This window comes from Campylobacter sp. MG1 (genome assembly GCF_026616895.1).
Taxonomy (GTDB): domain Bacteria; phylum Campylobacterota; class Campylobacteria; order Campylobacterales; family Campylobacteraceae; genus Campylobacter_E.
The window spans coordinates 199,395-221,388 of the sequence record NZ_JANYME010000001.1 but is presented as its reverse complement, the minus strand read 5'-3'; the positions used below and the strand labels follow the sequence as shown (position 1 = coordinate 221,388).

The following is a 21,994-nucleotide window of genomic DNA, read 5'->3' as shown; positions in this document are numbered from 1 at the left end:
TGTTGGTTTGAGTTTAGCGTTTTTTATCATTGCTATTTTCGTTTTTTTAATGCTTGTTCAGTATTCATACAATATCTATAGTAAATACTTTAGTTCAACTTATGATAAATTTCTTAAAACCAAAAAAGAGCTTTGCTCTCTTGAAAGGCAATTAGAAGTAGAAGGCTATTTATTATTTTGGGATTTTAAAAATGAGTATACAAATTATAAATATGATTATTCTAAAAGCGGATATAAATGTAATTTAGAAAAAGAAGAAAAATATAAAAGAGCAATTGTAAATTATTTTAAATTAAGTAATGCAAAAATATATGAAGTGCAAAATTATAATAGCATTGATGAAGTTAAATCTCTTAAAACTTTAGATAGTTTAGAATTAAAAGAAGTTAATGAATTTAACAATAATCTAGTATTTTTTGAAAAAAGATTTTTTGATAAAAATTCATTTCAATTTATAGATGGAAATGAAATGCAAGTAATGTTATATAACTCATATACTAAGGAAAAAGAAGAGAGATAATATTATATAGATGGGTGTGGTTATGTAATCCCAACATATAAAATAAAATACAATTAAGAAGATATAATGGCAGTAAAACTACAAATAATGTTTAATTATTTATAGTTTTACAAGAATTTAAATCAATAGGATTAAATAAGTTCCATTGTTTGTTTTACTATTGATAATTCTTCGTTAGTTGGAATAACTAAAATTGGGTATTTTGAATCAGCTTTTGCTATATTTCTAGCTACTTTTTCACGCTTAGCATTTTTTTCTTCATCAATGCTAAAGCCAAGATGTGCAAGTTGCTTACAAACCGCAGCTCTCATTAAATCATCATTTTCACCAATACCTGCTGTAAAAATTAGAGCCTTAGCAGGAGTTACTGCAAGATATGAGCCTATGTATTTTGCAATTCTATAGCAAAACATATCAAATGCTAATTTTGCTTTCTTATCACCATTTTGCATTTTTTCTTCAATTTCACGCATATCATTTGCACCACAAATTCCTAATAAACCACTTTGTTTATTGCAAATTTTATCAAGTTCAGCAATGCTTAAACCTTTATTATATGCTAAATAAAATAAAGCTCCAGCATCAATATCCCCACATCTAGTTCCCATCATTAATCCTTCAAGTGGAGTAAGACCCATTGAAGTATCAACGCATTTACCATCTTTAATAGCACTAATACTTGCACCATTTCCTAAGTGAGCTGTAATTGCATCTATGTTTTTAATACCTAAGAATTTTTCTGCTTCACGAGTTACAAATTCATGAGATGTTCCATGAAAGCCATATCTTCTAACGCCATCTTCTTCATAATATTTATTAGCTATTGCATAGCGATATGCGATTTCTGGCATTGTTTGATGAAATGCTGTATCAAATACTGCTATATTTTTAACACTTGGAGCAAGATTTATAATTGTTTTAATTCCTGAAATATTTGCAGGATTATGTAAAGGTGCTAATTTTACTAATTCATCTAAAGCTTTTAAACATTTATCATCAACTAATGTTGCTTTAATAAATTTATCCCCACCATGCACCACACGATGACCTACTGCTGCTAATTCATTAAAATCAGTTAAAAGTCCGCTTTTAGCAAATAAATCACGAACTACTTTTAAGCCATCTTCGTGATTATTTATGCCACCTAAATGCTCTAATTCTTTGCCATCAAATTTAATTTTTGCTCTTGAATTGCTTTCTCCAATTTGCTCAACCAAACCACTCGCAACACTATCTTCATTAAAAAATAATTGGAATTTCAGTGAGCTTGAACCTGCATTTAAAACTAATATTTTTTTCATAATTTTCCCTTTTTTATAATTTATTGTGCTTGAATTGCACTAATTAAGCATGTATTTACAATATCTTCAACCAAACAACCCCTACTTAAATCATTAATAGGTTTGTTTAAACCTTGCAAAACAGGACCAACCGCAATAGCCCCTGCACTTCTTTGCACTGCTTTATAAGCTATATTTCCTGCATTTAAATCAGGGAATACAAATACATTTGCCTTTCCTGCTACTTTGCTATCAGGCATTTTTTTACTTGCTGTTGCAATATCTACTGCTGCATCAAATTGTATAGGACCATCATAATTTAATCCCTCATAAGATTTTGCTAATTCGCACGCTTGTTTTACCAAATCAACGCTTACTCCACTACCGCTATTTGCAGTTGAATAAGATAGCATTGCAACTCTTGGCTCAAAACCAAAAGCCTTATAAGTAGCTGCACTAACACTTGCAATTTCGGCTAGATTTTCAGGAGTTGGATTAGGATTTACTGCACAATCAGCAAAATACCAAACCTTATCACTTAAGCACATAAAAAATCCACCACTTACACTCTTAACACCTGGTTTAGTTTTAACTATTTGAAGAGCTGGGCGAATTGTATCAGCAGTTGAACATGCAGCCCCACTAACCATAGCATCAGCGTAGCCTAAATGAACTAATAAAGTTCCAAAATAATTTCTATCTTTTATAAGTTCTTTTGCTTGCTCAAGGCTCATTCCCTTTGATTTTCTAGCTTCATAAAGTGCATTTGCACATTCATCATCTAATGATGAATTACCTGGATTATAAGTCTTAACATCATCTAAATCTATACCTAAATCACTAGCTTTTTGTGCTATTTCTTTATTATTTCCTAAGATAATTAATTTAACAGCCCCACTTTTTAATAATTTGTCAGCTGCTTTTAATATCCTATCATCATTTCCTTCTGGTAGAACAACTGTTTTTAAATTGCTTTTAGCTTTTTCCTCAAGTAAGCTCTCAAATGCCATAGGTGTCATAAAATTAGGTTCTTTTGCCATGGCAGGACATTCGCCAACTACAGGTGTTATTCCAAAATTTTTAGCAATTTTTATTAATTCTTCACATTCTGGTTCAATTACTAGATTTAAATTTAATTCTTTTACTAATTCTAAATTTATTACAAATGGACTTAATTTTCCAAATTCTTTAAAAGTTACAACTAATACAAAACTATGTTCGCTTAGTAATTTTTTATAATCTTTAATGATATTCTTGAAAAATAAATTTTTATTTTCTAAATAATCATTCATAGCATCTTTTGTAGAATATGAAAAATATGATTTTACATCTAAATCTTTTTTGTAATTTTCTAATCTACACTGACCTGATTCACATGCAACTGGTTGATAAACTACTAAATCAGGATATTTGTTTTTTAGCATTTTTATAATTTCATTAGCTTTTTCATCGCACTCTCTTGCATAGTAAAATGATTTCATTTTTTCTCCTTGAATTTATATTTTTTAGAGTTTATAACTAAATTATTAATAATAAAAAATTAAATAATTGTTTAGCTAAAAAATAGCTAAACAAATTACTATTCGCTACATTCATCTAATAAATATGCAATGTGCTGCCATGACATATTTGTAGCATCAGCTAAACCTACCTCACATGTGCTTGAAGTACTAAAACCTCTTTTTATATTTGTAGTTGAGAAAAATGCTTTGAATTTATTCGTTGCTGAGATATTTAATTTAGGAGTTAAAAATCCTTTATAACCAGCAAAAGCACAGCAATATGTATCAACATCTTCATAAATTTTTTTATTGGTGCAAAGACTTGCTAATTCTTTTAAAACATTTTCTTTTTTTAATTTTCTCATAGCACACATTGTATAAATTGCTATCTCTTCATCTATTTTTTTGATTTTTAACTTAGGTGCAACAAATTTTAATAAAAATTCACTTAAATCATAAATTTCACTTTCTTTTTGATTAAGTATCAATTTTGAGCTACATGCGCTATGATCACTTACTATTATTAATTTTTGTTCTGCAAAATATTTTTTTAATTTTTCTTTATTTTTATCTTGTATATCTTGAAAATTTTCATAAGCTTTACCACAGCATAAATCTTTAGGTGGATAAATAACACCTATATTTGCTTTTTTGCATAGATTTTCAAATACTTCTTGTAAAGGTCTTTTATCATATAGTTTTTTATTTGGTTTAAAAGCTTTATTTAGACAGCTAGTAAAATATAAAATATTAAAATCAGTCTTTTTATCACTTGTTTTAAAATTATTTTTTTCTGGTAAATACTTTCTACTTTGTGGCATATGTAAAGCGCTTAGAGTATTATCTAAGAAGTCGTTTCCAAATTGATTTGCGACTCCTAAAGAAAATTTAGCAATACCTAATGTAGTAGGGTGGTTATTGTATGCTAAATTTGCTATGAATTTTGATATAGCTCCTACATTTTTCTTTCTATAGTCTATTGAAAAATCAGCAAAATTTATACCTAGAGGACAAACTACTGAACAAATTCCACAGGCAGCACAGGTAGTATCTACACAATATTTGTAATTTTTTCTTATATCTTTTAGTTTTTTATTACTATCTTCATTATTTAATTTTTCTAATCTTTCTATTTCTCTTAGGATAGCAATTCTTTGTCTAGGCGTTATAGTATGTTCGTTTGATGGACAAAATCTCTCGCAAAAACCACATTCCATACAAATATTTAATTTTTCATCAATAATACTAGGTTGTTTTATATTTTTTTTGTAAATTTCTTTATCTTTTGTAATTATTACATCAGGGTTAAAAATATTATTTTCATCAAAAATTTCTTTAACTTTACAATTAATTTCATATGCTTTTTTACCCCATTCAAGTTCAACGAAAGGCGCTACCATTCTACCAGTTCCATGCTCAGCTTTTATACTACCGCCATAACTTGCAACTACGCTTGACATTTTTTCTACTAGTTTTGCGAAATTTTCAAATTCTTTTTTATCATTTAAATTTGGTGTTATTATAAAATGTATATTTCCAGCTAGTGCGTGTCCAAAAATTATCCCATTATCGGCAAATCCAAATTCATTAAATAATTCTTGTATACTAGTAATTCCATTTGCTAAGTCTTTTATTTCAAAACAAATATCTTCGGTAATTACGGTAGCACCTGGTTTTCTAATTCCGGCAGCTATTGGTAATAATCCTTTTCTAATTTTCCACCATAAATCAAATTCTTTACTATCTTTACTAAAATATGATTTATAGCTTAGTTGTGATATTTCTTTGATTTTTTCTATATTTTTATCTAATATTGTTTCATCGTTATTTTCTGTTTGTATTAGAACACAGGTATTTCCGTTTTTGATATCGCCTAATAAATCTTTTAATTCAGGATATGCACTAACAGCTTTTAAGCTAGAATAATCCATTATTTCAGCTGAATTTATAAAATCAAATTTAGCAAATTCACTAATTGTGTTCGCAGCATCTTGAATTGTATTAAAAAATAACAATGCACAGGCTTTAAATTCTAAATCATCTATAGTGTTTAGTCTAACTTCACTAACAAAACCAAGTGTTCCTTCGCTTCCCACAAATAAATGAGCTAAAATATCTATTTCATCATCAAAATCAATAAATGAATTTATACTATATCCTGTTGTGTTTTTTATTTTAAATTTTCTCTTTATTAAATTATATAATTCTTCGTCATTTTTTATTTTGTTTTTTATATCACTAATTTTTTGTAATAAATTTGCATGAGTTTTACGAAAATTTGCAATACTTTCTTCATCTCCTGTATCTAATACACTACCATCATTTAGTATTACTCTTATGCTTTTTAATGTTTTGTAACTATTATCTTTAACTCCACAACACATACCACTTGAGTTGTTATTAATAATACCGCCTATTAAAGCTGAATTAATAGTAGCTGGATCCGGACCTATTTTTTTTCTTAAATTTTTTAAACTATAATTAGCATTTATACCAACTACGCCACAGCCTAAACTTATTGTTTTAGCATCTTCACTAATAGCTATTTTTTTAAACGAAAATTTAATTATAACTAAAATTGTATCACATGAACTTTGACCACTAAGGCTGGTTCCTGCGGCTCTAAAGCAAACTGGTGTTTTATGTTTATTTGCTAGAGTTATTATTGTTTTGACTTCTTCTTCATTGTTTGCAATTACCACTACTTTTGGTACATAGTGATAGCATGAAGCATCAATTCCATAAGCAAAACATCTAAGATAATCATTAAAAATTCTATCCTTAAATATATGTTTTGCATCATTAAAAAAATTTTCAAAATTATTCATTTGTTCTCCTTTGTTCTGATTTTATCATCTTTGAGTAAAAAAATATTTTTTTAAAATCATACAATTATTATCTTTTTTTAGTTATAGTTTAATTTTTAATTATTAAAAGTAAGGAGAAAATATGTTTAAATTAAGAACATTAAATTATCAAACTAACGAATTTTCAGGTTTTTTAAGTGAAGAAACATTTAGTTTTCATCATGGTAAACATCATCAAACTTATGTGAATAACTTAAATAATTTAATAAAAGATAATGATTTTGCTAAAAAAGATTTGGTAGAAATTATTAAAACAAGTGATGGTGGTGTATTTAATAACGCTGCTCAAGTTTATAATCATGATTTTTATTTTGATTGTATAGCACCAAAAGGTAAGGGCGGAGAAGTTTCAAAGGAATTAAAAGCAGCTATTGAGGCAAATTTTAAGACCTGTGAAAATTTTAAAGATGAATTTATTAAAGGTGCTACAGCATTATTTGGTAGCGGATGGTTTTGGCTAGTATTTGATTCTAATACTAAAAAATTAGAATTAGTAAAAACTAGTAATGCAGCAACGCCTATAACTGAGAATAAAGTTCCATTATTAGTGGTTGATGTATGGGAACATGCTTATTATGTAGACCATAGAAATGCAAGAGCAGCTTATTTAGAGAAATTTTATGAGCATATTAACTGGAATTTCGTAAATAGTGCTTACGAGTGGGCACTTAAGGAAGGTATGAAATCAGTAAGTTTTTATGCTAACGAATTACATGCAAATGATTAATTAATCGCCTATTTAGGCGATTATGTTTTATAAATTAATATATTAAATTTTATTTTTATTGTTTCTTTGTTTGATTCCATTATTATAGGTAAATGTATTTTAATTATATTATCAACACTATTTAGTTTATCTATAAAATTATAAAACATTTTAGGGCTATTTACTTTAGTATTCATATTTAATTGATAAATATCGTAGTCTTTATTTGTTTTTATTTGTTTTATATCAATATTATTGAAAAATTGTTCGCAATATGTTTTTAATTTATCTATATTAAAACTATTTTTAATTTTATTTAAATTTAAATCATTTTTTTGTTTATTAATTTCATCATTTAATATTTTTAATTCATTTTTATTATTTTTTTTGTTTATTAATAGAGATTTTAATTCATAATTATAATTTATATAATTATTTGATACAGGGATAATAAGTGTAAAACACAATATAAAAATACTTGTTATTGATAAAATACTCCATAGTAGTAATTTTATATGCATGTCTTTATTCATTAAATCCCTCTGAATTTGTTATTTTGTTATAACTAATAAAATCATATCCATTATTATTTTTTATAAATTTTGTATTTGTTTTATTAAAAATACTACTTAATGTTTTTTCAAAAATTAATTCATAACTTTCTTTATTTGGTGTATAACCATTTATAATTAAACTATTTTTATCTAATGAAATTTTATATAATGTTATATCATCTGGGACTAAATCTAATATATTTTTTATACTCTTTTTTAAATTTATGTTAGATGCGTTTATATCATTTGCTAAGTCTAAATATTTTTTTTCATATTCTAATATATCTTTATTCTTTTTAATTAGTTTATCATCAGCAATGATAATCTCTTTATTTATTTGAATTTGTTGCTTGATATTATTATTAATATATAAATCAAAATATTTTGTTAGTGATATAATTACCAAAATTACTATTATATATATCATTATACATATTTTATTAAAATTACTGATTATTGGTTTTAGTTTAGAATTTTTAATACTATATTTCAATTTTAACCCCTAAATCAATACTAATTAATTGTAACATTATTTCAAATATATCTAATTTTATTATTTTAGGTTCAATTAATAATATTTTTTTTAATTGATTTTGTATATTAAATTTTTGTGTATTAAATTCATAAATTATTATATTTTCTATAAAATTACTATCGTAGTTTTCATTAGTGTAATATGCTTTTAAAAAATTATTTAAATACTCATCAATATTATTAATATTATTTAAATTTATATGTTTTGCAATTTTTATTGTTTTGTCTGATATTATAATAGTTAGGTAATTTTCATTAATCAAAGCTAATAAAGTAGTTTTAGTATATATTATGTTCGACATTAATTTATGAAGTATCATAAACGGAGAATATAATAAATCAATTTTAAGATTATTGAATATTGATAAGTCTTTTTTTAAAATTTTAATATAAAAATTATCAATTTGTTTAATATTATATTCGTTGTTTGTCATATTATTTAATATTAGATCTTGTTCTCCTTGAAACATATAACTAACATAGTAAAAATAATGTTGTTGTGATAAAAAATTTATATATTTTTGAATATTTATATCATTTATATTAAAATATTTTTCATGTATTTTTCTTATTTTTTTGTTTTTTACAGAATATGATTTTATGTGATAACTATCATTAATTTTTATTATATTAATAAAGATAGTTGATAAAAAGTTTCTAATCATTAAAACCATTTTCCTTTAATTTTTTATTTAAATTTTTAAAATTTAATTCAAGTATTTTATCAGAATTAATTCCATCTAATAATATCGGTTTTGAAATAATATAAGCAATTGTAGAAAATGGCTTAGCTAAAATCATCTTATCCCAACTTTTAGCTCTATAAAATCTACTTGCAGCATTATCAAAAATAATCGTAGGAATTTTATATTTTAAAGCTATTTTATAAGAGCCTGCTGAAATGCTATGATAAGGTCCTCTAGGTCCATCAGGAGTAATATATACATCATGACCTTGCTCTAAAAGATTTTTAATTTCAAGCAATGCTTTAACTGGAGAATCATAAGTGCTACCCCTAACAGCATTTATATTAAAGTATTTCATAACACTAGCAATTAATTCCCCATCTTTGTGATTACTTATTAATACATAAGGCTTTTTTTTATAACCATTTTTCTTCATATAAGCAAAAATAAAAGCCATCATAGTAAGTTTTCCATGCCAAAAAAGTACTATGCAAGGCTCATTAGGTAAAGTTTTTTCTCCATAAAATCTTTTTTTACAAGTTAAATAAATAATATTTAAAAGTATAAATATTATAAAAGCTAAAATTTTAACTTTGTATTTCGCCATAAAGGGTTGTCCTAGAAGTCTTTGTAATCTTTACATCAACCATTTTTCCAAGCAATTCTTCGCTACCATTTACAACTATTAAGAAATTATTATCACTTCTTCCTGCTATAGTTTGATTTTCTCTTAATTCTTCAAAATATACTTTATAAGTTTTATTTAATTGTGCTGCACTAATCTCATCTAAAATTTCATTGTATAAACTTTGTAATTTAGTTAGCCTTGCACTTGCTATATTTTCAGGAATTTGATTTGGCATTGTTGCTGCAGGTGTTAGTGGTCTTTTAGAATACTTAAATGAAAAAATTTGCTCAAATCTAATTTTTCTCATTACATCAAGTGTTAATTCAAAATCTTCATCGCTCTCACCAGGAAATGCCACGATAATATCTGTTGATATACTAGCACTTGGAACTAATTCTCTTAATTTTAAAGCCCTATTTATAAACCATTCTCTAGTATAACCACGCTTCATAGCTTTTAAAATACTTGTGCTACCACTTTGTAAAGGCATATGCATACTTTTACAAATTTTAGGATTTTTTGCAAAAGTTTCTAAAAACTTATCATCCATATGAAGTGGGTGTGGGCTAGTAAATCTAATCCTTTCAAGCCCATCAACCTCGCTAATCTCATTTAAAAGATCTGAAAAATCCATTTTAGGATGGTTACTTGAAAATCTTTTACCATAATTATTTACATTTTGTCCTAGCAAAAATACTTCACTAGCTCCGTTACTAACGGCTTTTTTTACTTCATTTAAAATAATATTTTTTGGAATGCTTAGCTCATCACCACGAGTGTGTGGGACGATACAATAAGCACAATGCTTATCACAACCTATCATAATATTTACATAGCTTTTATAAATACTATTTCTAAAATCAGCAAAAGCAAAATCGCTTTCATCGTAATTTATATCATTACTTATAAATTTTGGAGTTTTAATTGCTTCTGTTATACGGCTAATATTTCTTGCACCTAACACAAAATCAACTTGTGGAGCACGCTTAAAAATCTCGCTACCTAAATGAGAAGCTGTGCAACCACAAACGCCTATTTTTGCTCCTTCTTTTTTCTCTTTTAAAAAACCACCTACTTCACTAAAAAGCTTATGGACTGGTTTTTCACGCACACTACAAGTATTTATTAATATTAAATCAGCTTCTTTTTTATCTGTAGTTACTTCATAACCTTCTTTAGTGGTAAGCTCTGCAATCATACGCTCACTATCGCGAACATTCATTGCACAGCCTAAAGTTTCTATATATAATTTTTTACTCAAAGTATATGTACCTCATAAATAAATTCATCTTCTAAGAGTCCAAAATTTATTTTATTTATATATACCTTATATTCATTTAAATTTTGAATTAGTTGTTGAATTTCTTCTTCTTTATTTGAGTTATCTAAAAATACGACTTTATCTTTTATAAGTAATGCTATTGCATCATCTAAACTAACTTCTTTTGGTTTTGAATTTAAAGTTTGTTTTGCTAGTTTGAATTTCATTTAGTTGTCCTTTTATTGATAATTTTTAAAATATAATAACAAATTAAACTTATTAAAAGTTATTTTTATGTATAATAATAATCTTCAAACTTCAATTAAAGGTAAAATCTTGGAAAGAATAGTAGATATAATAGAATCAATTGCGAATGAGAAATCATTGCCAGTTGAAGAGGTAAGTAAAAGGGTAATAACATCTATAACAAATACTGCTAAAAGACTTTTTGGTGATGATAAAGAATTTAGTGTAGATGTTAAAAAATCACTTTGTGTATATCAAAATTTAATAGTTGTAGCAGATAATGATGAATTAGTAAAAGATGATAATAAATATATAAGTTTAAGCAAGGCTAGGGCTGAATCTAATGAAGTAGAAATTGGAGATACTTTAAAGTATGAAATTTCATTTTTAAATTTAGATAGAACTGCGGTAAATTGGCTATATAAAGAGTTAGAATATAATGTTCAAAGACTTGTTGAAGAAAAATTATTTGAAAAATATCAAAGTATGGTTGATAAATTAATATTTGGAACAGTTATATTTATAGATAATGATGAAAATACTTTCATAGAATTTGATGAAATTAGAGCAGTATTGCCTAGAAAAAATCGTATAAAAGGTGAAAAATTTAAAGTTGGTGATGTATTAAAAGCTGTAATTAAACATGTTAGCGTTGATAAGAAAATAGGGCTGAAGGTGGAAATTTCAAGAACTTCACCTAAATTTTTAAATGCCTTACTCACATTAGAAGTACCTGAGATTAAGGATAATTATATAGAGATTATAAATAGTGCAAGAATTCCTGGTGAAAGAGCAAAAGTATTACTTAAGGCTAATTCTATGAGTATAGATGCAGTTGGAGCTACTGTTGGTTCTAAAGGGGTTAGAATTAATGCTGTTAGTAAGGAATTAAATGGTGAAAATATTGATTGTGTTGAGTATTCTAGTGAGCAAGCAATATTGGTATCAAGAGCTCTAGCACCGGCAATTATTAATTCAGTTACTATTGATAATGATGTAGCAAAAGTTGTAATAAATCACGACCAAAAAAGTAAAGCTATAGGTAAGCAAGGAATTAATATTAGACTTTGTAGTATGTTAACTGGTTTACAAATAGAATTGATAGAGCAAGGAAGTGTAGGTGAGCAAAGTATTAGCTCAGAAGAAGCGAAAGCAAATTTAGAAAATTTATTTAAGAATATATGATGATAGATTTAAGCAAAAATGAGAATACAAGTTATAAACTTGATGTAAGTAATATTGTAAATAGTGTTGAGACTAATAGATATAGTTTTGAGAATAATTATAAATTACATGAGGCATTAGCAAATAAATATAATTTAAAACCAGATAATTTTATTTTAGGTTGCGGTTCTAGTGATGTTATTTTTATGTTTATGCTTATGCTTAATGAAAAGGCTAAACTTGAAAATAAACAAATTGACTTTATAGTTCCAAAACCTACATTTTATGTAATTGTAGATTTTGCTAGGGCTTTAAATATGAATATTAAACCTATAATTTTAGGCGATGATTTTAAGCTAGATGTTCATTCTATAAGTTGTAGTAATGATAGAATAAATTTAATTTATATATGTAATCCTAATAATCCTACAGCACAAATGCTTAGCAAAAGTGATTTAGAATATTTAAATGATATTTGTAATAATGATACATATTTTATTTTAGATGAAGCATATAGCGAATTTGTAGAAGATTTTAATACAATAAAAATGGCTAGTAATTCAAATGTTTTACATGCTAGAACTATGTCAAAAATTTATTCTTTAGCTGGGCTTAGACTAGGGTATGGTATAGCTTGTGAAAAAACTATTGAAAAAATGAGTGCTTTTTATAATCCAGACAGGATTAATTCTTTTGCACTTTATGGTGCAATTTATGCTCTTAATAATGTTGAATTTTTAAATGTAGCAAGAGATGAAATAAGAAAAAATCGTTTATTAGTTGAAAATGAATTTAAAAAGCTTAATATTAAATATTACCCGTCACAGACTAATTTTATTTTACATGAGATAAAAGATATTAATTATAGAACATTTATGAAAGAGCAAGGAATATTAGTTGGTGGTGCTATAGAAAATTACCCACTTTTAAATAGAATAAGCATTGGCAATAAAGAAGAGATTCAAGCATATATTAAAGCTTTAAGATTAGCTAAAGATAAAAATTTAGTATAATTTTGCCACTTATTGTGGCAAAATTATTTATAGTTTTTGATTGATTCTTCAAGTATTTTTGTAGCTTCAGCTATGCCTTTAAAATCTTGAACTTTTACCCATTTACCTTTTTCTAATGCTTTGTATGTTTCAAAAAAGTTTTTGATTTTTGCAAGTTTGTGTGGTGCTAGATCTTCTAAAGATTTGATATTATCATAGCTTGGGTCAATCTTGCTAACAGGAACTGCAAGTAATTTTTCATCCATACCGCTTTCATCTTCCATAATTAAAACACCAATTAAACGGCAAGGAATAACAGCACCTGCTTGAACTGGGTATTCATTTAATACAAGCACATCAACAGGATCACCATCAGCTGCAAGTGTATTTGGCACGAAACCATAATTTGCTGGGTAAAACATAGCCGAATACATAACTCTATCAACCATGATTGTTCCACTATCTTTATCTAGCTCATATTTAATATTTGAGCCATAAGGAATTTCTATAACTGCATTTAATTTCTCTGCATTTCCACTTTTAATTTTTGTAATATCCATTTTTTTCTCCTATTTAATATAATTTATTTTAACATAATTAAAAATTCTTGTAGCTGCTATATTATTCAGCATAGTATCAGTTACAATAACACCTGATAATTTAGATATAGCTTTAAAACTACCTATTTCATTATTTGAACTATCTATTAATTTTACTCCGACTTCTAAAGACATCATACGACCATCATAGTCTAGCTTATAATCAAAACATTTAATTTTTAGTTCTCTACCTATAATATTTGATACTCTAAAACTAGTATTTATTTTTTCTTCTAAATCTTTTTGAGATACACCATTTCCACAATCTGCATACGCACTTAGATAAATTCTTTCCATTTTTTTCTCATCAATACTTTGAGTATACGAACTCATCGTGCCACAAGCAGTTAAAAATACACCTCCTAATACAATAGCAAAAAATAAAGTTTTAAATTTCATTTTTTGTTTCCTATTTAATATAATTTTCTTTTATATGCTTTACAATTTTATCAGCAGCTACATCTAACATATTTTTGTCACTTCCACCAAAAGCACCCATGCTAAGTTTGGTAGTTATTTCAAATTTATTAATCTCATTACCGTTGTCATCAATTAATCTAATATCTATAACCGATGAAGCCGCTCCTGCCCCAAAGCCTATCATATATCTAGCAAATCTATTTCCTTCATCGTAGCTTACAGTATTGCATTTAATTTTTAAATCTCTACCTGCTATGCTCATAGATCTAAGTTTTGCATTTACTTGATTTTCTAGATATTTTTCTGTTTCACTACTACCACATTCAGCATAAGCATTTAAATAAACCTTTTCAGGTGCCTTGCTATTAGCTGTCTTAATGTTTGCACTAGCCATATTACAAGCGGTTAGTAATACCCCCCCCCACAATACTTAAAATTAACGAATTTACTTTCATTTTTTCTCCTTGATTAGATTTTTTTCTTAATTTCTTCACTCATATTTGCAACAATTTCTTCAATTGTGCGTTCGCCGTTGATTTGTATATGTAGATTTTTTGCTTTATAAAAATTTAAAATATCAGCTAAAGGCTCGGTATATACTTTCATACGATTATTAAATACTTCTTCATTATCATCAGCACCCCTAGCACGACCTAAAACTCTATCTTTTGCTACTTGTTCGCTTACAAATACTTCAATAACAGCACTAAGATTTACTTCGTTTGATTTAGCTAATTCGTTATCAAGTGCGTGCATTTGTTCAACACTTCTTGGGTAACCATCTATTAATATAACATCACTTGGAGCTTTTTTAAGTGCGCTCATAATTGTATTTACAACTATTTGTAAAGGCACTAGATTTCCTTTTGAGATAAGCTCGTTTATTTGTTTTCCTAATTCGCTTCCACTTGCAACTTCAGCTCTTAATAAATCGCCTGTTGAATAGTGTGTGTAGTTTTCGTTTTTAGCAATTATGCTAGCATCAGTAGTTTTACCACTACCAGGTGCTCCTATAATTAAAAATAATTTTTTCATAGTGTTTCCTTTCATAAAATTAAATATCTAAAATTACTTTAGTTGCTACTGCTATATGATACAAAATTTGGCTTAATAATCCAGTTATTTGTAAATTATATGTTTCAACTTTAGGTAAGACTAATATAGAATCACCTGCATTTATTTTAATTTTAGAATTTCCAAATAGCCCTATTGAAATTTTATCTACTTTACCGTTTTTGTGTATTAATAATATTTTTTCTTTATCTGCTTTTGAATTTAAACCTCCAGCCATTTTTATGTAATCTTTTAATTTTAATTTTTCTTGATATATAAATGCACTAGGTATAGATATTTCACCTTGTAATACGATTAGATTGTCTTTTGCTGGGATATTTATAATATCATCTTCTTCTAATATTATTGATGCATATAAATCACTATTATCAATTACAATCTGACCTTTTGGTTCTATTTCTTTTGCTCTTTGTATGAAATTTAAAATATTATTAGACCAGCTTTCTTTTATTTTTGCTTCGTCTAGAGTTGATGAACTCGTAGTTAATGCTAAACTTTCTAATTCTTTTAATTGTGTATCTAATAATTTTTTTTGTAATTTTGCTACACTTTTTCTATAAACTTGAATAGAATCTAAATCTGATCTATCATTTATAAATAATTTATTTACAACATCTTGTAATGTTGTTCCTTTAGCTACAACTAAAGAATGCAAACCATCATGTTCTCCTTCTATGTTTATTTTTATATTATCGGTTGTGTAATCAGGTTTAAATTCTATTTCATCGCCACTTTTTATAGGTACATTTTTAAATTCACCTATAGAATATGTACTAACTTGTAATTTATTGTTATTGTCATAACTTCTTACTATGGCGTTTGTAGTTGTTGATTTTGCATTAGCTAGTTTTGCTAAATCTTCTAGTGTCTTTAAATCATTACTTAATTCAAATCTGAATGGTTTTCTTACTTCTCCAATCACATTTACATAACCATTTATAGGATGAACTAAAATTACATCACCACTTTTAAAAATATCGTAGCTAATTTTTCCATTTAATAAAAAATCATACAAGTCAATTTTATTTATTACTTTATTATTTCTTAAAATTTCAATGTTTCTAAAACTTCCATATTCAAGATTAATTCCACCAGCTTTATCAATGTATTGAATTAATGAATCAGAACTAAGCCCTTCATAAAGTCCTGGTTTATTTACATTTCCTGTTACAAATACTGGTATTGTTTGATAGCTATCTAAATCAGCATATGCATATACATTTGATTTGTATGTTTGTTTTATTTTGTTTTGAATAATTGGTGCTAAGTCTTTATTGCTAACACCTAAAAGATGAATGACTCCAACTTGTGGAATAAAAATATTACCTTGAGAATCCACTATTGATTGTTGGATCAATTCAATAGCACCCCATAATTTAATATTGATACTATCACCTATAGCTATTTGATAATCTGGATTATATATATGTTTAGTTGAATTTGAAAAATTACCTGAAAATAAGTGAGAGCCATATATATTATTTGCTATTGTTTTGTTTTCATTATCTGATGTGTTTGTTATATCCGTAGCAAACACAATAAAATTAATTAGTAATAAATAAAATATTTTTTTAATTAACACTTATGCTCCTCTAATATTGATAAACTAAATTTAAATATTCCAAAGATTAAACTTAATATAAACAAAATTGATAAAGTATTATAAATCGTATTAGGATAAGTAGGAATATCGGAAATATTAGGTTTGCTTATAATGATTAATTGTTTTAGTTTTTTACTAGCCTCTAATTTTGAATTTTGATATGAATTAAGAGCGATTTTATAAGCATCTTCGGCAAATTTTAATTTAAATGTAAGATTAGAAAATTCAAATATTAATGTATTTAATTTATTTTTATGTTCTTTTGAAGTTAATTTTGATTTTTCATTATCTAACTGATATTTTAATGAATTAATCTCTGATTTAATAGCTTGAATTTGCGGTGTGTTAGAATTTAAATAACTACTAAGGCTTGATAATTCTACTTCTTTTTCTATAATTTTATTTTCTATTTTACTTGCTATTTCTAGTTGTGTTTTTGTTTGATTTGTCGGGTCTATTAGTGCATTATTATTTTGAAATACAGTAATTTCATCTTGGGCTTTACTTAGCTCTAAACTAGCTTTTTCTAATTCTTCTTTTGCAAAACTCATTTGCTCTCTTGCAATTTTATGTGATATTTCGTTTATGAAATTTTCACTTTCCTTAAGTATCGTATCGGCTATTTTTTTAGAATCTTCTGGAGAAAATGCGTTAATTTTAATACTTAAAAGTCCGGTAATATCATCATAAACTACCTTTATTCTACTTTGATAATATTTTAAAAAATCTTCTTTTACATCAAGATTTTTCAAAAATAATTCATAGTCAATTTTTCCTTCATACATAGCTTTGATATTTATATCTTTTTGCAAAATTGCTAGCATATCGTATGAATTTATATATTCTTTAAGATACATTAAATCTTCTTTAGATGAACTTGTAAGTCCTATTATTGGTATTAGGCTAGATGTATCAGTGGTAGTGCTTGTAGATTTTACTCCAATTATTGCTGTGCTTTCATATCTTGAACTTGCTATAAAAGCAAAATAAATCAGTGAAATTAAGCTTAAAACTATGATAATTTTAAAGCTTGTTATAAATTTTATAATCTTTTTTTTCATTAGCAACTTTCTTTATATTTATTAATTCCTTCATCTACATCATCATAGATTGTGGCTATTCCATTGTCTAAAAAAACTATTTTATCACACCAAGTTTTTATTTCGTTAATATCGTGTGAAACCATAATTACCTTTGATTTTGATAATTTTTCTTCATATACTTTTCTGCTTTTTTGCTTGAATGATTTATCGCCAACTGCACCTGCTTCATCTATGAGATAGTAGTCAAAATCAAATGCCATACTAAGACCAAATGAAATCCTACTTTTCATACCTGATGAATAGCTTCTAATAGGTTCATCAAAATAATCTCCAAGTTCGGCAAATTCTTTTACATATTCTATTTTTTCTTTTAAAGCTTCTCCACTATATCCGTAGATTCTAGCTATGAATTTGATATTATCTCTAGCACTCAAGCTTCCTTGAAATCCACCTGCAAATCCAACAGGCCAAGAAATACTCTTATCAATTATTACCTTACCGCGATTAGGAATATCAAGTCCGCCTAAAATTCTTAGCATTGTAGATTTTCCTGCACCATTTTTTCCCATTAGACCGATTGAGCAATTATCAGGAAAAGTAAAATTTAAATCCTTAAAAATATAATGCTTTTTTTTGTTGTTTAATACAAAGTATTTTGTGATATTTTCAAGTCTAATCATGCAGTGCCAAGCTCCACTCTTTTTTTATAATATAAGCCGAGACTAAAAAATAATAAAACTAAAGTGCAAATTAAAGGATATTCAATATTAATTTGAGTTACTATAGGGTAGGTTTCAAAATAATTTTCTTTAAAAAGTTCAATTATATGCAAGATTGGGTTATAAGCTAGAATATCTATCATTTGGTTTGGGACTATCCATAAAGGAAACATAATAGCAGAACCAAAATACATCATAGTAAGTGCATAACCTATAATATTTTTTATAACATCTCTACCATAAAAAACAACAGCTAGTAAAAGCCCTAAAGCAAATGCAATAATAACTAGCCAAATAAACACTAAAAGACTATAAACAATATTAAATGGAATAATATTATAGTTTATAAAGAACCCCGTTGTAATCATTAAAATACAAAAAATAACAAAATATAAAATACCTTCTAGTAAGGCTCTAGCTAAAAATACATGAATAGGGCGAACTGGTTTATAAGTAAATAAACTTTTATTAGCTTCAATTCCATTCATCATAAAATTAATGATACTTCTAAACATAAAAAAAGGAACCATACCTGATATTAAAAATAATATAAAAGGTATTTGCTGTAAAAATTTATCTTTGATTAGTGAAATGATTGTTAATATAACTATAATATGCATCATAGGCTCAAATATTACTTGTATATATCCTAAAGTTGGGTTTTTGCCAAACCTAGTTTTAAGCTCTCTTAAAATAAGTGCGTTTATTATATGCCACATTTAATTTTCCTATTTCAAGTTATTTGAAATTTAAGTAAAAATTTGCATTATATTGATTGTTTTTTAATAAATACCCTTGAAATTTCAAATATAAATCATAATCGCTTACGAAATTATGAGCATTTTGCCAAAAGCTATCAAGGTTATTTTTATAGACTAAACTATCTATATTATAGATTGTATTACCCAATACTATAGTAGGGCAATTATGATAAAGTGCTTGCATTCCCACAGTGCTATTTATACAAATACAGCCTTTAGCATTTTTTAAAAGATTTGGGATATTTCCACGATGAATATAAAACACCTTATCACTTATACCAAGTCTTTTGGTAAGTTCATTTATAATATTTGAATAATCAGTATATGCAATATCTAATGGGTGGTGTTTAAATATCAAAACATTATTATTCGCTCTATTTTTAGCAAATGATTTTATGGTTTTTACTATGAATTTTTTCATACCTTTGTCTTTAAAATGCTTTTTTATTTGACTATCGTTATGCACTTGAAGAACTGCTAAAAAGTATTTTTTGGAATATTTTTTAGCTAAATTATCTACATTTTTTTCTAAAATTAAATATTTAGCTTTTCTATAAAAATGTCTAAACCATCTAAAAAGCTCCATTATATTTAGTGGTCTATGATAGTTTTTGTTATTATAAAATACTTGAAATATAATACTAAATGTATAATACATTAAAGCATAAAAAGCCATTATTTTAAAACTTGACTTAAATAGTTTTGAGTTTTCTTTATAAGTATTTAGTTTTTTATAATCATTTTTATTTTTACTCATAAGTGAGTTTGCATTAACGCCAGTCATTTCGCAAGTAATATAATTTGGCCTTAAATATCCTTCTTCAAATACATATATTTTTATATTTAATTTTTTAGCTAAATTAATTGCTATTTCATGAATTGGCCTAGTATCGCCGAATAATATAATGCAAGTGATTTTATTGAGTTTATAAAAATTATCTAAGTATGATTTAAGATTGTTTAAACTTCCTTTGTAATTATATTTTGATGGATAAAATATAAAATCACCCGCCGTAAAATTAATTTTGTATATTTTATTGTTTTTATTAAGGTATTTGCTAAAACGCTTAAAAAAAGGCCCTAAAGGTCCTTGTAAAAATAAAATATTTTCATTATTAAATTTACTTATTAAACTATTTATATTCATACTTTCTTTCACTTAGAATACTACCCCCCCCACAATTTAGTAATATTGAGCGTGGGGGGGGGTATTTTAAAAATTTTTTAGTTATATTAACCTAAACTTATTAACTAATTAATTTTTAATTATTTCATCTAAAAGTTTAAAGGTAAAATCGTTGATTTCTTTTAATTTATCTTCACTAATGCTTTCAAATCTAGCTACTAAATAAGGGCTAGTATTACTTGCGCGAAGTAGTGAAAATCCATTTTCAAATTCTAATCTCACTCCATCAATTTCAATTAGCTTAGCATTTAGATTAAGAGATTTTATTTTTTCTTTATAAGTATTTATTATATTAAATTTATCACTTTCATTTACTTTTATTTTTATTTCATTACTTGAATATGCTTTAGGTAAGTTGTTTAAAATATCAATAAAATTAGGATTTTTTAAATATAGCTCAATAATTCTTAGCATAGAATAAATCGCATCATCGTATCCATAATATTTGTCATTAAAAAATACATGTCCGCTAAGTTCTGCTGCTAAATCTACATTTAATTCTTTTATGGCTTTTTTGATATTTGAATGACCTGTTTTACACATTGAGCAAGTTCCTAGCTCGTTAATTTTATCAAAAATCACTTTTGAGCATTTAACTTCACAAAGGATTTTAGGATTTTTAATATTATTTGCAAATAGATAGCAAAGCTCATCACCTTTAATGATTTTATCTTTTAAAACACATACAATTCTATCAGCATCTCCATCAAAACCAAAGCCAAGTGTCGCAGTATTTTTAACATAGTTATTTTTATAAAGTGGAGTAGGGCAATGATGAGAAAAATTGCTAAAATTAAGCTCATTTTTAATAGCAAATAGATTTTCTTCTTCTGTTGGGTCTGGCTCGTGAGATTTAAATTCACCATCAAATTCACTAAAATAGTGAGCGTATTTAATATTTAAAATATCTAAAATGTTTGCTACAACTTCACAGGCTGCACCACTAGCCGTATCAATTGCTAGATTTATATTGGCGTTTTTAAGATGAGCAAATTCTTTTTGTAAAAACTCAATATATTTTGTTTTAATATCTAATTCTTCATATTCGGCATTTTCAATCTTATTATCAAAATCTTTTATGTGATTTGCAACTTCAGTATAAATATCACTAAGCTCTTTTGCAAAAAAACTTTCTTTATTTATAGTGATTTTAAAGCCATTGTATTCTTTAGGGTTATGTGATGCTGTTATCATAATATTTGCATCAATTTCATAAGCGTAATTGCTAAAATACCCAAGTGGAGTAGGAACAAGTCCAAGTGAATAAACCTTAATTCCTGCACGATTTAGCCCATAAATTAAAGCATTATTTAAGATTTTATTACTAAGTCTTGCATCATAGCCTACGCTTACACTTTTTGCATTTTTACTAAGCATAATTTTACCTATTACAAAACCTAAGGCCTTAGTAAAACTAGGACTAATCTCAGTCCCAAAAATCCCCCTAATATCGTATTCTCTAAATATGTGTTTCATTATACTTCCTTAATTACATTATAATTTTAATAATTTTTTATTTAAGATAATATCTCTTTTGATACTAGCTATTGCATAATTGATATTTGAAGTATTGGTATTATTTGAATTTTTTACATTATTACAAATCCAGTAATGATTACCAATAATTTTAGTAATATTATTCATAAATT

Annotated in this window: 24 protein-coding genes; 4 read left to right on the top strand and 20 right to left on the bottom strand. The window is 26.2% G+C overall.

The features are described from left to right. Window positions 1-49: 49 nt before the first annotated feature. Entirely contained in the window at window positions 50-520 is a 471-nt protein-coding gene (locus NY022_RS00990; protein ID WP_267523159.1) for a hypothetical protein, read from the top strand. 131 nt (window positions 521-651) lie between these two features. Here NY022_RS00990 and NY022_RS00985 read toward each other — a convergent pair whose 3' ends face one another. The 3 genes from NY022_RS00985 to NY022_RS00975 all read right to left on the bottom strand — a co-directional run bounded on the left by NY022_RS00985 (window position 652) and on the right by NY022_RS00975 (window position 6,130). After that, on the bottom strand, window positions 652-1,821 hold the full coding sequence (locus tag NY022_RS00985) for an acetate kinase (RefSeq protein ID WP_214117921.1): 1,170 nt from the start codon (window positions 1,819-1,821) through the stop codon (window positions 652-654). A 20-nt stretch (window positions 1,822-1,841) separates the two neighbouring features. Further along, window positions 1,842-3,281 carry a phosphate acetyltransferase gene (gene pta, locus NY022_RS00980; RefSeq protein ID WP_267523158.1) on the bottom strand — a complete coding sequence of 480 codons (1,440 nt, stop codon included), beginning with the start codon at window positions 3,279-3,281 and terminating at the stop codon, window positions 1,842-1,844. A gap of 98 nt (window positions 3,282-3,379) precedes the next feature. Continuing rightward, the gene (locus NY022_RS00975) at window positions 3,380-6,130 is read right to left on the bottom strand and encodes an FAD-binding and (Fe-S)-binding domain-containing protein (RefSeq protein ID WP_267523157.1); all 2,751 of its coding nucleotides are present in this window, start codon (window positions 6,128-6,130) and stop codon (window positions 3,380-3,382) included. Between the two features lie 121 nt (window positions 6,131-6,251). On the opposite strand from NY022_RS00975, the gene sodB reads away from it, so the two are divergent. Beyond that, on the top strand, window positions 6,252-6,896 hold the full coding sequence (gene sodB / locus NY022_RS00970; protein ID WP_267523156.1) for a superoxide dismutase [Fe]: 645 nt from the start codon (window positions 6,252-6,254) through the stop codon (window positions 6,894-6,896). A gap of 20 nt (window positions 6,897-6,916) precedes the next feature. Here sodB and NY022_RS00965 read toward each other — a convergent pair whose 3' ends face one another. The 6 genes from NY022_RS00965 to NY022_RS00940 are packed head-to-tail and all read right to left on the bottom strand — an operon-like array spanning window position 6,917 to window position 10,765. Next, window positions 6,917-7,408 carry a hypothetical protein gene (locus NY022_RS00965; protein ID WP_267523155.1) on the bottom strand — a complete coding sequence of 164 codons (492 nt, stop codon included), beginning with the start codon at window positions 7,406-7,408 and terminating at the stop codon, window positions 6,917-6,919. Beyond that, window positions 7,401-7,922, bottom strand: coding sequence for a hypothetical protein (locus NY022_RS00960; RefSeq protein WP_267523154.1), 522 nt, complete (start codon window positions 7,920-7,922; stop codon window positions 7,401-7,403). The genes NY022_RS00965 and NY022_RS00960 overlap by 8 nt, the downstream gene beginning before the upstream one ends. Beyond that, window positions 7,912-8,628, bottom strand: coding sequence for a hypothetical protein (locus NY022_RS00955; RefSeq protein ID WP_267523153.1), 717 nt, complete (start codon window positions 8,626-8,628; stop codon window positions 7,912-7,914). Before NY022_RS00955 ends, NY022_RS00960 begins: the two co-directional genes overlap by 11 nt. After that, entirely contained in the window at window positions 8,621-9,256 is a 636-nt protein-coding gene (locus tag NY022_RS00950; protein ID WP_267523152.1) for a lysophospholipid acyltransferase family protein, read from the bottom strand. Before NY022_RS00950 ends, NY022_RS00955 begins: the two co-directional genes overlap by 8 nt. After that, a complete protein-coding gene (gene miaB, locus NY022_RS00945) occupies window positions 9,237-10,538 on the bottom strand; it encodes a tRNA (N6-isopentenyl adenosine(37)-C2)-methylthiotransferase MiaB (RefSeq protein ID WP_214120363.1) in 1,302 nt (433 codons plus the stop codon). Before miaB ends, NY022_RS00950 begins: the two co-directional genes overlap by 20 nt. Then, window positions 10,535-10,765: an HP0268 family nuclease gene (locus tag NY022_RS00940; RefSeq protein WP_267523151.1), complete on the bottom strand. Its 231-nt coding sequence runs from the start codon at window positions 10,763-10,765 to the stop codon at window positions 10,535-10,537. Before NY022_RS00940 ends, miaB begins: the two co-directional genes overlap by 4 nt. A 109-nt stretch (window positions 10,766-10,874) precedes the next feature. On the opposite strand from NY022_RS00940, the gene nusA reads away from it, so the two are divergent. Together nusA and NY022_RS00930 are read left to right on the top strand one after the other, a co-directional pair. Further along, the gene (nusA, locus tag NY022_RS00935) at window positions 10,875-11,969 is read left to right on the top strand and encodes a transcription termination factor NusA (RefSeq protein ID WP_267523150.1); all 1,095 of its coding nucleotides are present in this window, start codon (window positions 10,875-10,877) and stop codon (window positions 11,967-11,969) included. Then, complete coding sequence (locus NY022_RS00930) at window positions 11,966-12,961, top strand: pyridoxal phosphate-dependent aminotransferase (protein ID WP_267523149.1); 996 nt, start codon at window positions 11,966-11,968, stop codon at window positions 12,959-12,961. The genes nusA and NY022_RS00930 overlap by 4 nt, the downstream gene beginning before the upstream one ends. A gap of 23 nt (window positions 12,962-12,984) precedes the next feature. Here the strand turns inward: NY022_RS00930 and ppa are convergent, their stop codons facing one another. The 11 genes from ppa to NY022_RS00875 all read right to left on the bottom strand — a co-directional run bounded on the left by ppa (window position 12,985) and on the right by NY022_RS00875 (window position 21,989). Further along, the gene (gene ppa / locus NY022_RS00925) at window positions 12,985-13,500 is read right to left on the bottom strand and encodes an inorganic diphosphatase (protein ID WP_267523148.1); all 516 of its coding nucleotides are present in this window, start codon (window positions 13,498-13,500) and stop codon (window positions 12,985-12,987) included. Between the two features lie 9 nt (window positions 13,501-13,509). Then, the gene (locus NY022_RS00920; protein WP_267523147.1) at window positions 13,510-13,938 is read right to left on the bottom strand and encodes a hypothetical protein; all 429 of its coding nucleotides are present in this window, start codon (window positions 13,936-13,938) and stop codon (window positions 13,510-13,512) included. 10 nt (window positions 13,939-13,948) lie between these two features. Then, window positions 13,949-14,353 carry a DUF4410 domain-containing protein gene (locus tag NY022_RS00915; protein WP_267523146.1) on the bottom strand — a complete coding sequence of 135 codons (405 nt, stop codon included), beginning with the start codon at window positions 14,351-14,353 and terminating at the stop codon, window positions 13,949-13,951. Window positions 14,354-14,427: 74 nt separating this feature from the next. Next, window positions 14,428-14,994, bottom strand: coding sequence for an adenylate kinase (locus tag NY022_RS00910; RefSeq protein ID WP_267523145.1), 567 nt, complete (start codon window positions 14,992-14,994; stop codon window positions 14,428-14,430). A gap of 19 nt (window positions 14,995-15,013) precedes the next feature. Next, the gene (locus tag NY022_RS00905; protein WP_420707970.1) at window positions 15,014-16,609 is read right to left on the bottom strand and encodes a polysaccharide biosynthesis/export family protein; all 1,596 of its coding nucleotides are present in this window, start codon (window positions 16,607-16,609) and stop codon (window positions 15,014-15,016) included. Then, the gene (locus NY022_RS00900) at window positions 16,609-17,697 is read right to left on the bottom strand and encodes a capsule biosynthesis protein (protein WP_267523143.1); all 1,089 of its coding nucleotides are present in this window, start codon (window positions 17,695-17,697) and stop codon (window positions 16,609-16,611) included. The genes NY022_RS00905 and NY022_RS00900 overlap by 1 nt, the downstream gene beginning before the upstream one ends. Then, complete coding sequence (locus NY022_RS00895; RefSeq protein ID WP_267523142.1) at window positions 17,697-18,359, bottom strand: ABC transporter ATP-binding protein; 663 nt, start codon at window positions 18,357-18,359, stop codon at window positions 17,697-17,699. Before NY022_RS00895 ends, NY022_RS00900 begins: the two co-directional genes overlap by 1 nt. Further along, the gene (locus NY022_RS00890) at window positions 18,356-19,117 is read right to left on the bottom strand and encodes an ABC transporter permease (protein WP_267523141.1); all 762 of its coding nucleotides are present in this window, start codon (window positions 19,115-19,117) and stop codon (window positions 18,356-18,358) included. Before NY022_RS00890 ends, NY022_RS00895 begins: the two co-directional genes overlap by 4 nt. A gap of 19 nt (window positions 19,118-19,136) precedes the next feature. Beyond that, the gene (locus NY022_RS00885) at window positions 19,137-20,318 is read right to left on the bottom strand and encodes a capsular biosynthesis protein (RefSeq protein WP_267523140.1); all 1,182 of its coding nucleotides are present in this window, start codon (window positions 20,316-20,318) and stop codon (window positions 19,137-19,139) included. A 96-nt stretch (window positions 20,319-20,414) separates the two neighbouring features. Further along, the gene (locus NY022_RS00880; protein ID WP_420707967.1) at window positions 20,415-21,821 is read right to left on the bottom strand and encodes a phosphomannomutase/phosphoglucomutase; all 1,407 of its coding nucleotides are present in this window, start codon (window positions 21,819-21,821) and stop codon (window positions 20,415-20,417) included. An 18-nt stretch (window positions 21,822-21,839) separates the two neighbouring features. Continuing rightward, window positions 21,840-21,989 (bottom strand): hypothetical protein, encoded by a 150-nt coding sequence (locus tag NY022_RS00875; protein ID WP_267523139.1) that lies wholly within the window; start codon window positions 21,987-21,989, stop codon window positions 21,840-21,842. Window positions 21,990-21,994 lie beyond the last annotated feature (5 nt).